The sequence below is a fragment of the Sphingomonas sp. PP-CE-3A-406 genome (genome assembly GCF_003688625.1).
Lineage (GTDB): Bacteria > Pseudomonadota > Alphaproteobacteria > Sphingomonadales > Sphingomonadaceae > Sphingomonas.
This window is the reverse complement of the sequence record NZ_RCWY01000002.1, coordinates 1,001,858-1,021,058: the sequence shown is the minus strand read 5'-3', so window position 1 is coordinate 1,021,058 and position 19,201 is coordinate 1,001,858. Positions and strand designations below refer to the sequence as shown.

12 protein-coding genes are annotated in these 19,201 nt (G+C 64.9%); 4 read left to right on the top strand and 8 right to left on the bottom strand.

Annotation, left to right across the window (positions count from 1 at the left end; all coding sequences use genetic code 11):
* Window positions 1–190: 190 nt before the first annotated feature.
* The 5 genes from C8J44_RS11025 to C8J44_RS11005 form a co-directional block, all read right to left on the bottom strand.
* Entirely contained in the window at window positions 191–1,717 is a 1,527-nt protein-coding gene (locus tag C8J44_RS11025) for a CehA/McbA family metallohydrolase (RefSeq protein ID WP_147453174.1), read from the bottom strand.
* On the bottom strand, window positions 1,717–2,850 hold the full coding sequence (locus C8J44_RS11020; RefSeq protein WP_259466810.1) for a phosphatidylinositol-specific phospholipase C1-like protein: 1,134 nt from the start codon (window positions 2,848–2,850) through the stop codon (window positions 1,717–1,719). The genes C8J44_RS11025 and C8J44_RS11020 overlap by 1 nt, the downstream gene beginning before the upstream one ends.
* Window positions 2,847–5,945: a TonB-dependent receptor gene (locus tag C8J44_RS11015; protein WP_121904495.1), complete on the bottom strand. Its 3,099-nt coding sequence runs from the start codon at window positions 5,943–5,945 to the stop codon at window positions 2,847–2,849. Before C8J44_RS11015 ends, C8J44_RS11020 begins: the two co-directional genes overlap by 4 nt.
* Window positions 5,946–6,082: 137 nt before the next feature.
* On the bottom strand, window positions 6,083–7,228 hold the full coding sequence (locus C8J44_RS11010; protein WP_147453173.1) for a FecR family protein: 1,146 nt from the start codon (window positions 7,226–7,228) through the stop codon (window positions 6,083–6,085).
* Window positions 7,143–7,730 carry an RNA polymerase sigma factor gene (locus tag C8J44_RS11005; RefSeq protein ID WP_183128756.1) on the bottom strand — a complete coding sequence of 196 codons (588 nt, stop codon included), beginning with the start codon at window positions 7,728–7,730 and terminating at the stop codon, window positions 7,143–7,145. Before C8J44_RS11005 ends, C8J44_RS11010 begins: the two co-directional genes overlap by 86 nt.
* Window positions 7,731–8,133: 403 nt before the next feature.
* Here C8J44_RS11005 and C8J44_RS11000 point away from each other — a divergent pair, with 403 nt between their 5' ends.
* Entirely contained in the window at window positions 8,134–8,553 is a 420-nt protein-coding gene (locus C8J44_RS11000; protein ID WP_121904492.1) for a globin domain-containing protein, read from the top strand.
* A gap of 226 nt (window positions 8,554–8,779) precedes the next feature.
* Complete coding sequence (locus tag C8J44_RS10995; protein WP_121904491.1) at window positions 8,780–9,226, top strand: DUF3617 family protein; 447 nt, start codon at window positions 8,780–8,782, stop codon at window positions 9,224–9,226.
* Window positions 9,227–9,374: 148 nt separating this feature from the next.
* Here the strand turns inward: C8J44_RS10995 and C8J44_RS10990 are convergent, their stop codons facing one another.
* From C8J44_RS10990 to C8J44_RS10980, 3 genes are read right to left on the bottom strand one after another with little or no spacing between them, the layout of a single operon-like run.
* The gene (locus C8J44_RS10990) at window positions 9,375–10,871 is read right to left on the bottom strand and encodes an efflux transporter outer membrane subunit (protein WP_121904490.1); all 1,497 of its coding nucleotides are present in this window, start codon (window positions 10,869–10,871) and stop codon (window positions 9,375–9,377) included.
* A 5-nt stretch (window positions 10,872–10,876) separates the two neighbouring features.
* Entirely contained in the window at window positions 10,877–14,086 is a 3,210-nt protein-coding gene (locus tag C8J44_RS10985; protein ID WP_121904489.1) for an efflux RND transporter permease subunit, read from the bottom strand.
* 6 nt (window positions 14,087–14,092) lie between these two features.
* Window positions 14,093–15,313: an efflux RND transporter periplasmic adaptor subunit gene (locus C8J44_RS10980; protein ID WP_121904719.1), complete on the bottom strand. Its 1,221-nt coding sequence runs from the start codon at window positions 15,311–15,313 to the stop codon at window positions 14,093–14,095.
* A gap of 113 nt (window positions 15,314–15,426) precedes the next feature.
* On the opposite strand from C8J44_RS10980, the gene C8J44_RS10975 reads away from it, so the two are divergent.
* Window positions 15,427–16,017: a TetR/AcrR family transcriptional regulator gene (locus C8J44_RS10975; protein WP_310886165.1), complete on the top strand. Its 591-nt coding sequence runs from the start codon at window positions 15,427–15,429 to the stop codon at window positions 16,015–16,017.
* Between the two features lie 286 nt (window positions 16,018–16,303).
* Window positions 16,304–19,195, top strand: coding sequence for a TonB-dependent receptor (locus C8J44_RS10970; protein WP_121904488.1), 2,892 nt, complete (start codon window positions 16,304–16,306; stop codon window positions 19,193–19,195).
* The last annotated feature ends 6 nt before the right edge of the window (window positions 19,196–19,201 follow it).

Sequence of the window (19,201 nt, the reverse complement as noted above, 5' to 3'; positions counted from 1 at the left end):
AAACAGGCACGCTCACCCGACGTAGGAGATCGTGTCGTTCACCTTGGCCGAGTGATAGCGGACACCGGCCACTACAGCATCGCTAGCACCACGATCCGCGCCCACGTATCGGCACCGGATATAAAAGGGGACTCGTTGACAGGCTCTTGGCCGCTTGCGGGGTGGTTCGCACTTTGGTCGTTCCGATGCGCTACCGAACCACATAAATCGGGTTGCCGATGAGAACCCGTTTTCCGTCGGGCGTGCGCACGTCGGCGCGGAGCCAGCGAAGCTTGTCTCTTGCGGGGATGTTGAAGGTAATCCTCGCGTCTGAGCCCACCACGTATCGGCGTTGGCCACGTAGAATATGCCTGCCGTCGACGATGAGATCGACGACATCGCCATTTGCCCCGGCAACACGGACCGCACCGCGTATCGCCTGTCCCGGACGACGGCGTAACGTGCCGCCCATCACGGCGGTAGATCGCGCGCCCGCGCTTGCCGTCAGATCGAGCACGCGTCCGGGATGTGCGCCTTCAAGGTCGATGAACACCCGCCCCGACCGGACCCCTGCAAGGATGCCCGCCTGCGAAAGCTCCGAGGCGTAGACCACGGTAGTGGGGGTGCCGACGGGGGATTGCGCGCCGACCGGGGAACTGCCCGCACGACCGTCGATCGCATCGTGATTGTCGCTGCCGCCGATACCGGTCAGGTGGTAGCCACGATCGAGCAGCGCCTCCCACCAGGCGGTGCCGGAACCGGCCCCATCGTCGAACGCGCCGCCGTGATCCGCGGCGATGCCGCCATTGGCCACCTCGATCGCGCCGACCCGTGTGTAATCCGTATCCGGCGCCGACCATCCGCACCCGAGGCAATTCTCGTTGGTGAGAATCTCCGGGTGGTTGATCGAGATGACCGCGCCGGTCCCGCGTGCGCCGTCGAACATCGCGTTGACGCTCGGCGCACCGACAGCGCCGATCCGATAATCGACGAAATCGGTAATGCCGAGCAGATTGAAATGCCCGTATTGCGTCGTCATCTCGCGACCGGGGATCACGAGCAGATTATCGAAGAACGGGGCGAGATTGGCGAGCTCGGCGACCTGTGAACGGACGTTGTGATCGGTCACCGTCACGAAATCGAGCCGATGATCGCGCGCGGCCTTCAGCGTGAAATAGACCGGGCAGGGCACTGGATTACGACTCGGCTCGCTCCGGCAGAGCGCGTCGCTTTGACTGGTATGCGTGTGAAAATCGCCGCGATACCAGCCCGGACCGGTTTTCAGCGCCGTCGTCGTGATCGCCTGCGCCGCCGCGCCGCGATCGAAATGCACGGTCACCGTGTAGGGCGACACGGTACCGGGCCGGATCGACGCCACCGCGACGCTCAACCGCCAGCGGCCCGCCGGTAGCGGACCCGGCAAATAGGAGGTGGAGGCGAAGGTCTCGGCGATGACGATATGCGGCTTGATCGCGCCGCCCCAGCCGCGCTCCCGCGTCGGGTCGTAGATGCCGAGCACCAGATACGTGCCGTCCTTGTGATCCGCACCCTGGACGTCGATCGTCAATCTGGTGACGCCTGCGGGCACGTCGAAGGGCAGTTCGCGGTAGCTGCCGCGGTCGCTGTCCCGCATCACCCCGCTTATCACCACGTCCTGCGACGATGCAGGCGCGGTCGTCTGCGCACAGACCGGAAGCGGGGCGACGATCAACGCCGCCGCGATACGCCGTAAACGCATCACCGGTCCGCCCGCTTGGACGGTAGCGCTTCGCAGTGCGCGGCGACCGGGTCGCAGCGGTGCAGGACATCGCCGGGCAGGCTCGCGCGATAGGCATAGCCATGCGGGTTGGGCACGCCGTCGTAATAGTCGCTGCTGACGAACTGCGCGCCCGAGGCGATCGCCGCGGTGAGCCGGGTCGGATCGTCGGCGCGCGCTTCCTTCGTGTCGGCATCGGCGCGGGTGCGCACCAGATAGCCGGCGCGGACGAGGCGAGCGATATGCGCGTCTTCGCCGCGCGGGTCCTGAATGTTGAACACGGCGGCTTCGGGCGATTGCTCGTCATAATAGCCGAACATCGCCCGCCCCCGCAGCGACGGGTGGCCCGCGCGGTAGAGCGCATAATGCCGCTCGTCGCCATCGAGAACGAACACGAACCGCCCTTTCGCGGCGGCCAGCGTCGGCCATGCATGCGCGCGCACGGCTTCCGCCAGCGTCGGGCGATCGCCGCGCACGCTGTCGGGCGCGATCAGCCGATCCTCGCCCATGACGGTGCGGATATCGGTATCGAGCGCGTCGAGATCGCCAGCCTCGAATTTCGCATCGTGCAGCCACGACCCGGCGATCGGCGGGAAGTCGCTGGCGTTGACCAGCACCGTGACGGGCAGGTGGTCTGGGTGCCGGTCCGACCAGCGCCGCAGGATCGCCAGGCACTCGCGAAAGACGAGACAATGGCTTTCGGTATCGATCTGCGGAAAGTGCAGCACCTTCGCGCCCGGTGCCGTCATCGCCTTGCGCGTTGCAGGCGCCGCCATCTGATAGGGCGTGGCATACAGCCCGCCTTGTGGATCGGGCGCGACGTCGATCTCGATCTGACGGATGCCGATCGCGAACTGCGCCTCCAGCGGCGGATGGCCATAGTCGAGTTCGTCCCAATATTGCGGCGCCAGCGTGCGGATCCGCGCCTCTTCGTCGGCCGACGGGTAGCGCTTGTAGCTGTTGTGCGAGCCGAGCAGCTGCACCTGATCGAGCCGCAGCGTCGCCGGCAGCCCCTCGACCCGGTCGTCGTGTCGCGATGCCGCCGAACCAGCCGCAGCGATCGTCAGAAGCGCTGCGGCGGCCAACCGCCAGTCTGGTGTTTGACAGGCGTTCACCACTGGAACGAGGTCGTCAGCTTGAAGAAGCGACCGGTCTCGACATACGAGCCGTTACCGCCGCCGTCCTGCACACCCAGATAGCGCGTGCTCTTGCCCATAGTCTTGTAGAAGCTTTCCTTGTTGAGAATGTTCTGCACCTGGCCCGACAGCGACCATCGGCCGATGTGATAGGTGGCGTTGAAGTTCAGCTGGCGGTTGGGCTGGAGATAGGTGTCGAGCTGGTCGTTGAGGCTCAGCAGCTGACGACCGACATATTGCCAGGCGAGGCGACCCGAAAATGCCGGACGCTCGTAGAACAGCTCGGTATTGTAGATCACGTTGGGCGCGCGCGGCAGCACCGTCGTGCCGCGCCCGGTGACGCCACTGTCGGCACGGCTGTCCTGCAACGTCGCGGACCCCTCGACCCCGAACCCGCCGAAGAATCGCCCGAGTTCGAAGAACTGTTTCCGCGCATGGAACTCGACGCCGTACAGATCGGCGTCGCTGCCGTTCAGCGGCATCGTGTAGACGATCCCGCCGACGGTGTTGGTGCCGCCGCTCGAACTCGGCGTGCTCCCGGTCGCGCTTGCGGTGAACACGAAGTTCGACAGATGCTTGTAGAAGCCGGCCGTCTCGATCACCGCGCTATGATCGGGATACCATTCGACGCCGAGATCGAGGTTGGTCGCGGTCGTCGGCTTCAGATCGGGGTTGGACCGGTTGACGAACGCCAGCGCGCCGGTGACGTCGTTGTAGCTATAGGTCTCGGGACCCGCGACCAGCGCGAAGGCCGGCCGCGCGAAGCTGCGCCGCGCCGCGCCGCGGATGACCAGCCGATCGGTCGGGCGGTAGGCCAGGTTCAGGCTTGGCAGGAATTCGTTGTAGCTGTTGCCGTCCGACGTGAAATGGCCGGTATCGTTCGGCGAGGCGCCGCCGGAATCGGTGACCACCACCCAGTGCGTCGCGGTGAAGTCGGTATGCTCGAAGCGAAGCCCTGCGACCATCTGCACCGGCCCGAGCGCCGCATCCGCCTGCGCATAGCCGGCGACGACCGTCTCGGTGCCGAAGACGGTGTTCCGGGCATAGTCGTTGGTGGTGTAATAGCCGGGGTTCGGGGTGCCGTCGGGCGTGAACTGGTTGGTATAGGCGTAGGGCAGGATGCTCTTTTCGAAATATGTCCGGTCGTAGATCCGGAAGCCGGGATAGTTTCCGCCCATGAAATCGACGTTGCGGCCGGGCAGTGCGGACCCGGTCGAGCCTTGCCCTGCATCGAAATCGGGGCGGCTGCCGTCGGCGGCGGGGATGACGAAATTGTCGCCGTTGTTGCCGAGCAGGCCGCGGTCGTATTGCGAGCGGTCCGAGAGGCTGAGGTCGGCACCCCAGCGGATATGCTTGATCAGCCCGTCGGGGGCGTAATCCATATCGAGCTTCAGTTCGTAGAGGTTGTCGTCGGACTCGACGTCGCGCGCCTGGAATTTCCACGCGCGGATCGAGTCGGCGCTGAAGACGGCGTTGCGCATCGCCGGATCGGCGAACGCGAGACCGATATTGGTCGGATTGCCGGTGTCGATCAGGACGCTGCCGCGGGGATTTTCGGCACTGTCGGTCAACAGGCTCGTGTCGCTGTACAGGCTTCCTTCGACGTAATTCGGACGCCGCTGTTGGCCATAGCCATAGGACGCGCGCAACGATGCTGAGACTTTGTCCGACATCTTGATGTCGCTGCCGGCCTGGATCGTGCCGAGCTGCGAGATCTGGTCGCGGGCCTGGAAGTAGCTGCCGGCCAGCGTGCCGAGCGGATTATAGGCGCCGTTCGCCCCGTAATAGGGCGCGGTACCGAGCAGCTGCAGGATGCCGCCGGTGATGCTGTGCTGTACGTCGACGGACGAGACCTTGTAATGGCCATAGGTGCCGCGGATGAACGCGGAGACCGCATCGCCCTTGAAATCGAGCGAAAAATTGCCGCCGAACCGCTCGATGTTCGAATCGTAGAGATCGTATTTGATCCCCATCGCGGTCAGGTCGCCGGGCCCCGAAGTCGCCGTCGCGGGGATATAGGTGACCGCCTCGACGCTTTCCGCCGCCGAACGGCGCTGTTCGTAATAGCCGGTCGCGTAGACGCCGATGGTGTGGTTCGCGCCGAACGTCCTGGCGAGTTCGATCTGACCGACCCCGCCGAATGCCTTGAAGCCGAGCTTGTCGGCACGGTCGTTGTAATTCGCGCCGCCGGTGACCTTCAGATAATGGTCGCCATATTGGAAGCCGGTCGGCGTCGCGATGTCGACCGTGCCGCCGATCGAGTCGCCGTAGTCGGCGGCGCCGGGGGTCTTCGACACGCTTGCCGAGCGCAGGCCGTAGGGCGCGATCATCTTGAGCGACAGCGCGCGGGTCGCCGGATCGGATTCCGCCACGCGCATGCCGTTGATCGAATAGGCGTTGTAGCTCGAATCGATGCCGCGGATCGAGATGAACTCCGCTTCGCCGGTCGCTGCCTGGCCGAGCCCCATGTCCGCATAGGCGCTGACGCCTGGCAGTACCGCGAGGATGTCGACGATGTTGCCACCCGGACGCCGGGCGATGGTCTCGCCGGACATGACCGCGTTGGTGCCGACCTGCTGTCGTTTCCAGGCGAGCGCGCGCTCTTCCTCGAGCGGCACAGCGCCGGTCACCACGATCTCGTTGCCGGGATCGGCGGCGGGGTCCGGGCCGGGATCGGGCGCTGTAACGCCGGTACGATCGAGGATCGCGGCCCCCGTGGTCAAGGCGACCGGATGGCGAAGGCCAGCGCCGCCTTGCGGATCGGCCGCGCCCAGCACGATGGTCTTCCCGTCGTCGCGCCGCAGCTGGAGCGGGCTGTTCGCGATCAACAGGCGCAAGGCGGCCTGTCGAGACATCGCGCCGCGGATCGCAGCGGACTGGACCTGCGCGATCGTGGCGCGGGGAAAGAAGATCTGCACGTTCGCTTGCCGGCCGAATTCGGTCAGCGCGTTGGCCAGCGATTGGGGAGCGATATCGAAGCTGTGCATGTCGGGCGCGGCGATCGGCGCGGCATGGGCGGCAGGCGTCATCAAGAGCGTCGCGAGCAGCGACGTCCCGGCGAGTGTCGAGCGCATGGAGGAAACCCCGGTTGGAATGGTTGGTCGAGACCGTCTTCACCCCGAAAGACGATCAGCGCGGGACCAACCGCCAACTCCGACAAAACTTTCTCGCGATTTTCAGCTCGACGGCATGAGGGATCGGTCGGAGCGCGTCAGCGGGTCAGCAGATACGCGGTCGGCGAACGCGATACCCGGATGTTCAAGCCGGTCGAAACAGCATCGAGAAAAGCGGTCGGGTCGCTCGTGACGAACCGTCCGCCTACCGGGATGCTGGCGAGCTCGCGATCGACGATCACGATCTTGCGGACCAGAAATCGGTTATACTCCTCGACCGCACTGCCCAGCGTCGCATCGCGGAAGAGGATCTCCTGATGCTGCCAGGCCGTGACCCGGTCGACCTGATCGGCATCGGCCCGACGCACGATCGCGCCGTCGGACGATACCAACAGGCTCGTTGCGCCAGTGCGCGCGTCTATCGTCGAACCGGGTATCGACCCAGCCTGTCCAACGACGCGTGCCATCCCCTTCTGCACCAGCAGATCCAGCGCCCCGCCCCGCGCACGCACGTTGAAGCGCCCTGCCGAAAGGACGACCATGCGCCCGTCGCCGTGAAACAGGGCATCCGGTCCATTCGGAAGACTTAGCGCGACTTCGCCGCGTTCGATCCAGAACGTTCTTTCGGTACTCGACACGCGCCAGGATAACCGGGAATCCGTATTGAGCGCGACGACACCGCCTGCCGGCAGGCGGATCGTTTTGCTCTCGCCGACGGCGGTCGTTTCACTATCCCAGGCATAAGCGCGCGTCGCAGTCGTACCGGCCGCGACGGCGCCGACCACCGCCACCGCGCAGGCCGCTTGCAGGAACATCCGTCGCGAACAGGGCCCTTTCGGTGCGTCGGGAACCGCGGCGGCGGTGCGGCGCCCCGAAAGTTCGCGCACGGACCGCGGAGTCTCGCTGCCGACCCTGTCCCACATCGCCAGAGCACGCGCGAAGGCGATCGCGTGCGCGACATCCTCGTCACGCCACGTCTGGAACGCGACCTCGTCCAGCGTGCCCAGGCGGTGCTGCGCCAACCATGCAGCGGCCTCGGCAGCATCGATATCGGCATCGTTACGAAGAAGACCGCCGAACCGCGTCATGCGCGATCCTCTTTCAGCACATACATACTCCCTTAGACGAACGCCGCATCGCAATCCGCCAAGATGCCGTTCAATGCGGTTTTCGAGATTCGGCGAGCCGGCGGTGTCCGATATCCGGCTCCGGCACCTCGTACGTGTCTCGACGGCGCGGCTCAAGCGCTTGGGTCACCAGGTAAATCGCCCGCGCGAGCCGCTTCTCGAGCGTCGACAGGCTCACGCCTAGTTCGTCGGCGATCCGTCGCGGCGATTGGCCGTCGACCCGACAGCGCTCGAAGACGGTTCGACACTTGTCCGGCAGCGCGCGTATCGCGCGCGCGAGATCATCGAGCTGCTGGCGGTCCTCGGCGATACGGTGCTGGTCGGGGGTGTCGTCGGGAGCGTCGAAGTTCTCGAACTCGACGAAATGGCGAAAATCGATGATCTTGGCGCGGCGCAGCCGATCGATCGCCAGATTGCGCATCATCCGCAGCATATACGTCCTGGGATTGACGATCGCGCCCCAAGCTTCCGTCGCGAGCATCCGCGCGAGCACGTCCTGCACCAGATCGCGCGCTTCGTCCGTACCACGGCACAACCGATACGCCGCATCGAGTAGATCGCGTTCATAGGGGAGAACCTCCTCGATGAACCAGCGATCGATAGGGCGGACGACAGGCACGCAATCTTTCACCGTGGTGGAGGGGAGCGCGTCCTCTAGGCCGCGCTCGTGTCATTCCGACGACAGCCGGATGAGCCGGTGCCCCACAGGGTCGACGTCGCTCCGCTGGCTATACCATCGACGAGAAATGCAGTCCCACGGTCAACGACATCGCTAGCCGCATGGCCGCGGCGGTGGCTTTGGCCAGTCGTTCGACGGCGCCCGGTGCGGACTTTGTTGCGCAGCGTGTACCGGCATTAACCGTCGAGCGCAGACAGCTGCGATGCCGCAAGCATCTTGACATCGCTCAGCGATCTGATCTGATAATGTAATCGGGCATAAGTCCTTGGCTGTGGGCGGGAATATTTCGCTCTGGTTGAGATCTTCGGCGGTGCGGGGAAATTCATCCGCGGGGGAGGGGGGCATGTCCTTGACGGCAGATCAGGTACGGCTCGTGACCGAAAGCTATGTGCTGATCGGACGCTCACCCCGCCCGTATTCCGAACTTTTCTATCATCGACTGCTGCTCGATCACCCTTTCGCACGGGCGCTTTTTCCCGACGATCTGCGCCACCAGGCATTCGTGTTCGAGAAGACGATCGCTATTCTCGTCAGGGAGGTCGGGAATATTGCCGGGTTGCGGCCCACCTTAGCGGACCTTGCCCGAAAACATGTCGGATACGGCGTCAGACCCTATCAATACGAAGCTGTCGGTGCCGTATTGATCGCGACGTTTTCGGAAATACTGGGAAGCCGTTTCACGCCGGAGATCCGCGAAGCCTGGGAGACGGTCTATGCGGAAACAGCAGGGGTGATGATCGCCGAAGCGTATCCCGACGGCTGATAACGGATCGCCCCAGATTGCCGCAAATGCCGGCTGCGGACCGCGCATGGTGGAACCGACGGTCAGGTCAGATAGGTGTGGACGATGTGAACGAGTTCGTCTGCCGCCGCAGCCGCTTGAGACGGTTGAGCAGTTTCTTCTTTTCTTTTGTCGCGAGGATATCGGCGACGGCGGGCCGCGATCACTGCGGTCTGGTGAAGCGCCGGGGGCGCGGGTAAGCGGAGCCATGCTCAGATACGCCGCCGTCGCGCTCATCCTCGCCGCTCCCGCCGTTGCCCCCGCCGCTGATCTACCGACGATCGCGGCGGGGCGCTGGGATATCACATCCACCGTCGCCGAGCTGTCGATCCCCGGTATCCCTGGGTTCGTCATGCGGATGATGCGCGGCAAGTCGAAGTCAGAGCGCAAGAGCATTGCGACCGCGCAGGCGATCGACGCACTGCTCGTGCCGGATCCCAAGGCGCAATGCCGGGTCGACGGTCAGCACGTTGCCGACGGCCACGATGTCCAGGCGCTGACATGCCCGCAAAAGCGCGGCAAGCCGGTCGAGATCGCGCGCGTGGGGACGTATGATCGCACGGGCTTCGTCGGCCAGGCTATCGTCACCGGGGTAACGCCCAAGGGACCGATGAAGATCGTGCTCAACCAGCGTGCCTCGCGCGTTGCAGACTAACGCGAAATCGCCACAAGTCCGGCTGGAATGAACGTAGCGATTCTGTCACGGCGATTCGCCAGCGCAACCGATCACGCTCGTATCGGCTGCACCATGGTCTGCACGCTCCGACGGTCACGGCGCATGACCATCGGAGCGCCCCTAACCGTTACTTCAAGCCACCGCCGAGCGAGCGGTAGAGTTCGACCGCGTTGCTGTCGCGGACGAGGCGTGTCGCGAGCAGGCTCTGTTGCGCGGTGTAGAGCGCGCGCTGCGAATCGAGCGTGTTGAGGAAAGGGTCGATCCCGGCGCGGAAGCGGAGCTGCGACAGATTGTACGCGCCCGCCGCGTTGTCACGCAAAGACGTCTGCGCCTCCAGCTGGCTGTTGATCGTGCCACGACGTGCCAGCGCATCGGCAACTTCGCGGAAGCCGGTCTGGATGCTCTTCTCATACGTGGCCAGCATCGCGTCGCGCGTCGCCTTGGCGTATTGAAGATTACCCTTGTTGCGGCCGAAATCGAAGATCGGCTGCGTGATCGTCGGCGCGACGGACCATTGCTGGCTGCCGCTGCCGAACAGGTTCGACAAGCCGAGGCTGAGCGTGCCGAACGCCGCGGTCAGCGAGATGTTCGGGAAGAATGCCGCGCGCGCCGCGCCGATGTTCGCATTCGCGGCGATGAGGTTGTGCTCGGCCGCTGCGACGTCCGGACGGCGCAACAGCACCTCCGACGACAGGTTGGCGGGCAGATTCTCCAGCGTCGGCGTCTTGTCCGGCATCCGCGCGGGGAGCAGCTCCGGCGTCACGGTCGTCCCGGCGAGCAGGTTGAGCGCGTTCTGGTCCTGCGCGATCAGCGTGGTCGCGTCGGCAATGTCCGAGCGCGCCTGGTCATAGGTCGTGCGCGCCTGACGCACTTCGAGCTCGGAGGCGATGCCGATCCGGAAACGGTCCTGCGTGAGCTTCAGCGTCTGGCCGAACGCGCGCTCGGTATCCTGCGCGATCTTGAGGCGGTCCTGATCCGCGGCCATCGTTAGCCATGCGGTCGCGGTTTCCGAGATCAGCGAGACCTGGGCTGCGTTGCGGTTTTCCTCCGCGGCGAAATACGCTTCCTGCTGTGCCTGCGTCAGGTTGCGGATGCGGCCGAAGAGATCGATCTCCCAGGCCGAAACGCCGACATTGGCCGAGTAGATATCGATACGACCGCTGCCGGCCACCGCGCCTGCACCGGTTCCGCCACCGACACCGCCGCCAACGCCACCACCTGTGCCACCACCTGTGCCACCGCCGGCGCCACCGCCGCCGACCGCGTTGAACGGCGACTTCTGGTAGGTGGCGCTGCCGGTCGCGCCGAGCGTCGGGAACAGGTCCGCGCGCTGGACGCGGTATTGCGCGCGCGCCTGGGCGACGTTCGCGACCGCGATGCGGACGTCGCGGTTATTGTCGAGCGCAAGGCGGATCACGCCGCGCAGGCGGTCGTCGGTAAAGAACGCCTCCCATGCGGTGTCCGCCGGCACGATCGCGTTCACAGCGTTGCCGGCCGAATAGGCAGGTCCAGTCGGTCCGCTCGGTGCCACGGGAAGCTCCGGGCGGACGTATTTAGGGGCGAGGTTGCACCCGGCGAGCGTGAGCCCAGCGGCGAACGTAAGGGCGGTTTTGCGAGAGAACATCTGGATCAGGCCTCCTGCGGCCGCTGGTCGTGGGGCGGATGGCCGCCGTCACGGTTGTCGTCACGGGTGTCGTCGTCGGTGCGGACCTGATCGCGGTCCTGCCCCGAGCCGGCCTTGTCCTGCTTGAAGACACGCTTCACGAGCAGGAAGAATAGCGGCACGAAGAAGATCGCGAGGACGGTCGCGGACAGCATGCCGCCGACCACCGCCCACCCGATCGCGTTCTGGCCGCCGGCGCCGGCACCGCTCGACAGTGCGAGCGGCAACACGCCGAAGATGAACGCGAACGACGTCATCAGGATCGGGCGAAGGCGGAGTTTGGCCGCCTCGACCGCGGCATCGGCCGCGTTCATCCCGTCGCCCATCTTCTCCTCGGCGAACTCCACGATCAGGATCGCGTTCTTCGCCGCCACGCCGATCGTCGTGATCAGCCCGACCTGGAGGTAGATGTCGTTGTTCAGCCCGAAGATCATCGCCGCGCCGACCGCGCCGAGGACGCCGAGTGGCACCACCAGCAGGACGGCGATCGGGATCGACCAGCTCTCGTACAGTGCCGCGAGGCAGAGGAACACGATCAGCAGCGACAGCGCATAGACCGTGGTCGACTGGCCGCCCGACAGGTTTTCCTCGTAGCTGAGGCCGGTCCACTCATAGCCGATGCCGGGGGGCAGCTTGGCCGCCATCTCTTCCATCGCCTTGATCGCGGTACCGCTGCTGACGCCCGGCGCCGGCGAACCCATGATCTCGAACGAGGCTACGCCGTTGTAGCGTTCGAGGCGCGACGGACCGTAGTTCCAGCTCGTCGTCGAGAAGGACGAGAACGGTGCCATCGCGTTGCTGGTCGTGCCGCGGACGTAGAAGTTGCCGAGATCGGCGGGCGTCGTGCGGAACGGTGCGTCGGCCTGCACGAACACCTTCTTCACGCGACCGCGGTCGATGAAGTCGTTGATGTACGCGCCACCGAACGCGGTGCTGACGGTGGTGTTGATGTCCGCCTGGCTGAGGCCGAGTGCGCCGGCCTGCGCCTGGTCGACGTTCAGTTTCAGCTGGGGCGCATCCTCCAGGCCGTTCGGGCGGACCTGCATCAGGCGCTTGTCCTGGCTGGCCATGCCGAGCAGCATGTTGCGCGCCTCGAGCAGTTTCTCGTGACCGACGCCGGCATTGTCCTTCAGCATGAAGTCGAAGCCGTTGGCGTTGCCGAGTTCCTGCACGGCGGGCGGCACGAAGCCGATCACCATGCCGGCACGGACGCCTGCAAGCGCCTGGTTGGCACGCGCCGCGACCGCGGCGACGCCGTTCTCCGCGCCGCTACGATCTTCCCACGGCTTGAGCTGGATGAAGGCGATGCCGACATTCTGGCCCTGGCCGACGAAGCCGAAGCCGCTGATCGTGAAGATACCCGCGGTATTGGCCTTCTCGTCGATCATGAAGTGATCGCGGACCTTGTCCATCGTCCGGGCGGTCTCCTCCATCGGCGTACCCGACGGCATCGAGACCTGTGCGAACATCACGCCCTGGTCTTCTTCGGGGAGGAAGCCCGACGGCAGGCGCAGGAAGATGAAGGCCATCCCGGCGACGATCACGGCATAGACCAGCATCGTGCGGACCCAGCCCTTCTCGACGCGGCGCAGGCCGTTGCCGTACTTGCCGACGCCCTTGTCGAAAGTGCGGTTGAACCAGCCGAAGAAACCCTTCTTCTCGCTATGGCCTTCCTTCGCGGGCTTCAGGATCGTCGCGCAGAGCGCAGGCGTCAGGATCAACGCGACCAGCACCGAGAGTGCCATCGACGACACGATGGTGATCGAGAACTGGCGGAAGATCACGCCGGTCGAGCCGCTGAAGAACGCCATCGGCAGGAACACCGCCGACAGCACGAGGCCGATGCCGACCAGCGCGCCGCTGATCTCGTCCATCGACTTCTTGGCGGCTTCCTTAGGACTTAGCCCTTCTTCCTGGATGAGGCGCTCGACGTTCTCGACGACGACGATCGCGTCATCCACCAGCAGGCCGATCGCCAGCACCATGCCGAACAAGGTCAGCGTGTTGATCGTGAACCCCGCGACCTGGAGCACGGCGAGCGAGCCGAGCAACACGACCGGGACCGCGATCGTCGGGATCAGCGTGGCGCGGAAATTCTGGAGGAACAGGAACATCACGAGGAAGACGAGGACGATTGCCTCGATCAGCGTGTGGATGACCTGCTCGACCGACAGCCGCACGAACGTCGAATTGTCGATCGGGAACGCGACCTTGACGTCGGGCGGGAACTGCTTGGCGATCCGGTTGACCTCGGCCTTGACCAGCTTGACGGTGTCGAGCGCGTTCGCACCCGGTGCCAGCTTTACGCCGAAGCCTGCCGCCTGCTTGCCGTTATAGCGTGCCTGGAAGCTGTAGTTCTCCGAACCCATCTCGACGCGGGCAACGTCCGACAGGCGCACGGTCGCGCCGCTGGTTGCCGAGCGGACGATGATGGCGCGGAACTGTTCCGGCGTCTGGAGGCGCGACTGTGCGGTCACGGTGGCGTTGAGCGACTGGCCCTTCACCGCCGGGAGACTGCCGACCTGACCGGCCGAGACCTGCGCGTTCTGCGCGGTCAGCGCCGACGTGATGTCGGTGACGGTGACGCCGAGGTTCGACATCTTGAAGGGGTCGACCCAGATCCGCATCGAATATTGCGCGCCGAACACCTGCGTGTCGCCGACGCCCTTGATGCGGCTGAGCGGATCCTGAAGCTTCGAGGCGATCATGTCGCCGAGATCGACCTGGTCGTGGTCGCCGTTTTCCGAATAGGCGGCGATGATGAGCAGGAAGTTGGCGGTCGCCTTGGTCACGCGGAGACCGGCCTGCTGCACTTCCTGCGGCAACAATGGCGTCGCCTGCTGCAGCTTGTTCTGCACCTGGACCTGCGCGATGTCGGGGTCGGTGCCCTGCTCGAAGGTGAGCGTGATCGCGAGGTTGCCCGAGCCGTCCGAGGTCGAGGCGAAGTAGCGAAGGTTGTCGATGCCCTTCATCTGCTGCTCGATGATCTGCGTCGTCGTATTCTCGAGCGTCTGTGCGTCGGCACCCGGATAGGACGTCGCGACCGTCACCTTGGGCGCGGCGATCTCAGGGAACTGCGCGATCGGCAGCGACCGGATCGCGAGTATGCCGGCCAGCATCAGGATGATGGCGATGACCCATGCGAAGATGGGTCGATCGATGAAATAGCGTGACATGGGCAGTTACTTCCCGGCCTGCGCGGAACTGTTGCTGGTAGCACCGGACGCGTCGCCGCCTCCGGGTGCCGCGCCGGGCGCACCGCCAGCCGGCTTGGCGACCTGCTGCGGGGCAGCGGGCTTGACGGTCGCGCCGGGACGCAGGTTGAGCAGGCCCTCGACGATCAGCTTGTCGCCGGGCTTCAGGCCGCTGGTGACGATCCACTTGTCGCCGATCACGCGATCGGTGGTGACGGTGCGCTGCTCGACCTTGTTCTGCGCGTTGACGACCAGAGCGGTCGCGCCGCCGCGCGGATCGCGCGTGATGCCGGCGGTCGGCGCCATGATCGCCTGCGCGCGCGTGCCTTCGACCAGCTTGGCGCGGACGTACATGCCCGGCAACAACAGGCCGTTGGGGTTCGGGAAGCTCGCGCGCAGAGTCACCGCGCCGGTGGTCTGGTCGACCGTGACTTCGGAGAATTGCAGGCGACCCTCGATCGGATAGGTGCTGCCGTTCGGGAGGATCAGCTGGACGCGCGCGCTGCCGTCGCCGCGCGTCACGCCGCCGCTTGCCATCGCCTGCTTGAGATCGAGCAGCTGCGCCGCCGACTGGACGACGTCGACATAGACGGTGTTGGTGCGCTGGATCGTCGCGAGCGGATCGGTTTGGCCGGTCTGGACGAGCGCGCCGACGGTCACGAGCGATCGGCCGATGCGGCCCGAGATCGGCGCCTTGATGCGCGTGAAGCCGAGGTTGACGCGGGCCGACTGGACCGCGGCCTGCTGCGCTGCAACATTCGCGCGAGCCTGCTGTGCGGACGCGGTGGCGTTGTCCGCCTCCTGCTTGCTGACCGCGTTCAGCTGCACGAGCTGGCCATAGCGCTGCGCCTGGAGGCGGGTCGCGTTGATCTGCGACTGGGCCGCGCCGAGCTGGCCCTGCGCGCTGGCGAGCGCCGCGCGGTAGGGGGCGTCCTCGATCGCGTAGAGCACCTGGCCCTTGCTGACCATCGCGCCCTCGGTGAACAGGCGATCACGAACGACGCCGCTGACCTGCGGACGGACTTCGGAGGTCTCCACCGCAGCGATACGGCCGGGTAGCTCGGACGTGAGGACGACCGATTCTTCGCCGACCGTGACGACGCCGACGGTCGGTGTGGGCGGGGGCGGCGGAGCCTGCTCCTTGCCGCAAGCCGACAGCAGGACAAGTGCGGCCAGCGCCACAGATCCCTTGAGGTTCAATCGCTGCATGTTGAGCATCCCGACGTCCGTGCAGATAGGTTGACCGGAATGAACGTTCATTCCGCTTGCTTGCCCGCTAGGATTGTGCGAGCGGCCGGTCAACCAAAAAACGCATCGGGAACATGATTTTGAGTGCAGTGCAGCATGAGCTGGGAAGCCGGGAGCGTATCGTCGCCGCGGCCCGTCATCTGTTTGCGACGCAGGGGTTTCACCAGACACCGATGTCCGAACTCGCGGTCGCGGCGGGCGTGTCGGTCGGCCAGATCTATCGTCTGTTCACCGGCAAGAACGCGGTGATCCAGGCGATCGTGATGGAAGACGCCACGGCCAAGATGGCCGAGTTGCAGACGATGAACGACTCGGTGAAATTCGAGGGTTTGTCGATCGAGGAGGGGTTCGTCGAACTGGCTCGCCGCGCGTTGTCGAAGGGTGACGAAGCGCTGTCGTTCGAGATCATGGCCGAGGCACATCGCAATACCGACGTCGCCGACACGATCGCCGATCTGTGCCGCGGATTTCGCCAGATGATCCGCGAACTGGCCTGCGTCGCCAATCCGGATCTCGAGGAAAACGAGCTGGAGGGTGCGGAGGAACTGATCCTCGCCTTCATGTTCGGGCTTGGCCACCGCACCTTGTCGCGTCCGCGGCTGTCGGAAGATCAGACCGCGCGATTGACGGGCCGGATGATCCTGGCAGCGGTTCGCGCGCTTTAGAGCAATGTAGCGCGTCGCGCTGCCTAAGCAGCGCTGCGCACGACGCGCGCAGAAGCCATCCACTCACGCGCTCGATCGTTACGGTCTTGTTTCGGCATGCTGCCAAGCGTGCCGGGTTTCCGTCGCGTTCGTGGTATCGGATTCATTTATTACAAAGTGGATATCGTATATTATATTTGACTTAATCTGGTAGACATGATGGATTGCGCGCAACATCCAAACAGGGGCGCGGGCACTCATGACATTTTTGGTCGGTAAATTGCGAAATCGGTCGAGCATCGGGGCGATGGTTGCGATGCTCCTGTCATCAGGAGCGTATGCGCAGGTTTCGCCTGCACCACAGTCCAGCCCCGATGCGAGCGCCGACGAAGCCATCACGGTCACGGGAACGCGCATCCGCCGCCCCGATCTGGCAAGCAACAGCCCGATCACCTCCGTCACCGACCAGGAAATCAAGTACCAAGGCGCGGTCAACGTCGAGAGCGTGCTGAACCGCCTGCCGCAATTCACGGCGGACGCGAACGAGAACGTTTCGAACGGATCGGACGGCACCGCCAACATCAACCTCCGCAACCTCGGATCGAACCGGACGCTGATCCTTCTGAACGGCCAGCGCTTGCTGCCGCAGCAGGCGATCGATCTGAATTTCGTCCCATCGGCGCTGATCGACCGGGTCGACGTGGTGACCGGCGGCGCGTCCGCGGTCTACGGGTCCGACGCGGTCGCGGGTGTCGTCAACTTCGTACTGAAGGATCATCTCGACGGGTTGCGGATCGACGTGCAGTCGGGGCTCGGTCTGCATACCAACGACAATAGCGCGGTACGGAATATCCTGACCACGCGCGGCTATGCGAACGCGCCGGGCCGGGTCGCCGATGGCGGCAAGCAGGATCTGAACGCGGCGTACGGCAAGAACTTTGCAAACGGACGCGGCAACATCACCGTCTATGGCGGCTATCGCCACACCGATCCGGTGTTGCAGGCCAACCGCGATGTCTCCGCCTGCGCGCTCAACCCGTCGGACTCGGCGGGCAATGGTCTGATCTGCGGCGGATCGAGCAATACGCCGATCGGAACGTTCGTGCCGCTCGGTGGGCTCAATTCGGGCACCACGCTGACCAACAATGCCAACGGCACGCAGACCTGGGTGCCGTACACCTCGGCCTATGCGTACAACTACGCGCCGACCAACTACTTCCAGCGGTCGGACGAGCGCTATACCGGCGGCGCCTTCGCCAAGTTCGAGATCGCGCCGATCGCCGAGATCTATGGCAGCTTCATGTACATGAAGGACCATACTTTCTCGCAGGTCGCGCCATCCGCGCTGTTCCTCGGCACGACCTTCACCGTGCCGTGCAACAACCCCCTCATGAGCGCCGCGCAGCAGCAGTCGTTGTGCGGGGCGACCGCGGGCACGGCCGCGACGCAGGATACGCTGATCGGCTATCGCCTGGGTTCGGGTCAGTCGCGTCGCGACGATCTGCGGCATCAGGATTACCGCTATTCGGCCGGTGTCCGCGGCGATCTCGGTCACGGCTTTCATTACGACCTGAATTACCTTCACTCGCTGGTGCGCTACAACGAGACGTATCTGAACAACGTCGACAACGTGAAGGCGCAGCGCGCGCTCGACGTCGTCACCGTCAACGGCGTGCCGACCTGTCGGTCGGTGATCGACGGCAGCGATCCGGCGTGCGTGCCGGTCAACGTCTTCCAGGCGAACGCGATCACCGACACGCAGGGCGCGTATCTGTTTTCGGAAAGCAACACCGCGTCGCGCAACGTCCTGGACGTGTTTTCCGCGAACCTGACCGGCGACCTCGGCACGTTCGGCATCTCCAGCCCGTGGGCGACGCGCGGTGTCAACATCGCCGTCGGCGCCGAACGCCGCCGAGAGACGCTGAACTTCACCGCCGACGCCATCGCGCAACAGGGCGGCACGACTAATTCGGATGGCCGGATCACCGTCAACGAAGGCTATGGCGAGATCGAGGTTCCGATCCTTCAGGACCTTCCGTTCGCGCACGAACTGACCATCAATGGCGGCCTGCGCTATTCCGCCTATCGCAACGATCAGCAGTCGACCGGACTGAAGTCGAAATACAACGTCTGGACCTACAAGGGCGAGGCGACGTGGGCGCCGTCGAAGGATGCGCGCTTCCGCTTCAGCTATAACCGGGCGATCCGCGCGCCGAACATCTCCGAGCTTTTCGGGTCGCGGTCGATCGGCAACGTGTCCGCGCAGGATCCGTGCTCCGGAACCGCGCCGACCACGTCCGTCGACATCTGCCGGCTGACCGGTGTGACGCAGGCGCAATACGGCAATATCGTCGAATGCCCCTCCGACACGTGTTCGGCGCAATATGGCGGCAATTCCGCGTTGAAGCCCGAAAAGGCCGATACCTACACCGCAGGCCTCGTGTTGACGCCGCGGATGGTGCGCAATCTGACGCTGACGGTCGATTATTACCGCATCAAGGTGAAGGACTATATCAGCTCGGTCGATCCGTCGCTCGCGATCAGCCAGTGCGTCGCGGCGAGCGATCCCTTCTATTGCGGGCTGTTTACGCGCGATCCGCGCTCGGGCGCGCTGTTCGGCAGCAACGGCTATATCGTCTCGACGACGTACAACACCGGTTCGCTCAAGACCTCCGGGATCGATCTCACCGCCGACTACACGCTGGGGATCGGCGCGCTCGGCAAGCTCAACCTCAACATGGTCGGCACGCGGCTGATCTCGCAGGAGTCCGAGCCGCTGAAGGGTCTCGGCAGTTACGACTGCAAAGGTCTGTACGGCTACACCTGCGGCCAGCCCAATCCGAAGTGGCGGCACGTGGTGCGCACGACATGGTCGATGCCGCAGGGCGCGAGCGTATCGGTGTCGTGGCGGCATATCGACCAGGTCAAACTGTCGTCGCTGTCGGACAACAGCTTCCTCGCCGGGACGCCGAGCGTCATCAACCGCAAGATCTCCGCGTATAATTACATCGATCTCGCGGGGACGGTCGCGGTTGGCGAGGGGCTCCAGCTTCGTGCCGGCGTCAACAACCTGTTCGACAAGAACCCGCCGGTGATCGCTTCCGGCATCCTGTCGTCGTTCGGCAACGGCAACACCTATCCCGGCGTGTATGACGTGCTCGGGCGGACGCTGTTCGTCGGCGCGACGGTGAACTTCTGACGCTGG

Bases quoted from the DNA above. Each gene is read 5' to 3' on its own strand.
- C8J44_RS11025 (WP_147453174.1), bottom strand. From the start codon at position 1,717: ATGCGTTTACGGCGTATCGCGGCGGCGTTGATCGTCGCCCCGCTTCCG.
- C8J44_RS11015 (WP_121904495.1), bottom strand. From the start codon at position 5,945: ATGCGCTCGACACTCGCCGGGACGTCGCTGCTCGCGACGCTCTTGATG.
- C8J44_RS11000 (WP_121904492.1), top strand. From the start codon at position 8,134: ATGTCCTTGACGGCAGATCAGGTACGGCTCGTGACCGAAAGCTATGTG.
- C8J44_RS10995 (WP_121904491.1), top strand. From the start codon at position 8,780: ATGCTCAGATACGCCGCCGTCGCGCTCATCCTCGCCGCTCCCGCCGTT.
- C8J44_RS10990 (WP_121904490.1), bottom strand. From the start codon at position 10,871: ATGTTCTCTCGCAAAACCGCCCTTACGTTCGCCGCTGGGCTCACGCTC.
- C8J44_RS10985 (WP_121904489.1), bottom strand. From the start codon at position 14,086: ATGTCACGCTATTTCATCGATCGACCCATCTTCGCATGGGTCATCGCC.
- C8J44_RS10980 (WP_121904719.1), bottom strand. From the start codon at position 15,313: ATGCAGCGATTGAACCTCAAGGGATCTGTGGCGCTGGCCGCACTTGTC.
- C8J44_RS10975 (WP_310886165.1), top strand. From the start codon at position 15,427: ATGATTTTGAGTGCAGTGCAGCATGAGCTGGGAAGCCGGGAGCGTATC.
- C8J44_RS10970 (WP_121904488.1), top strand. From the start codon at position 16,304: ATGGTTGCGATGCTCCTGTCATCAGGAGCGTATGCGCAGGTTTCGCCT.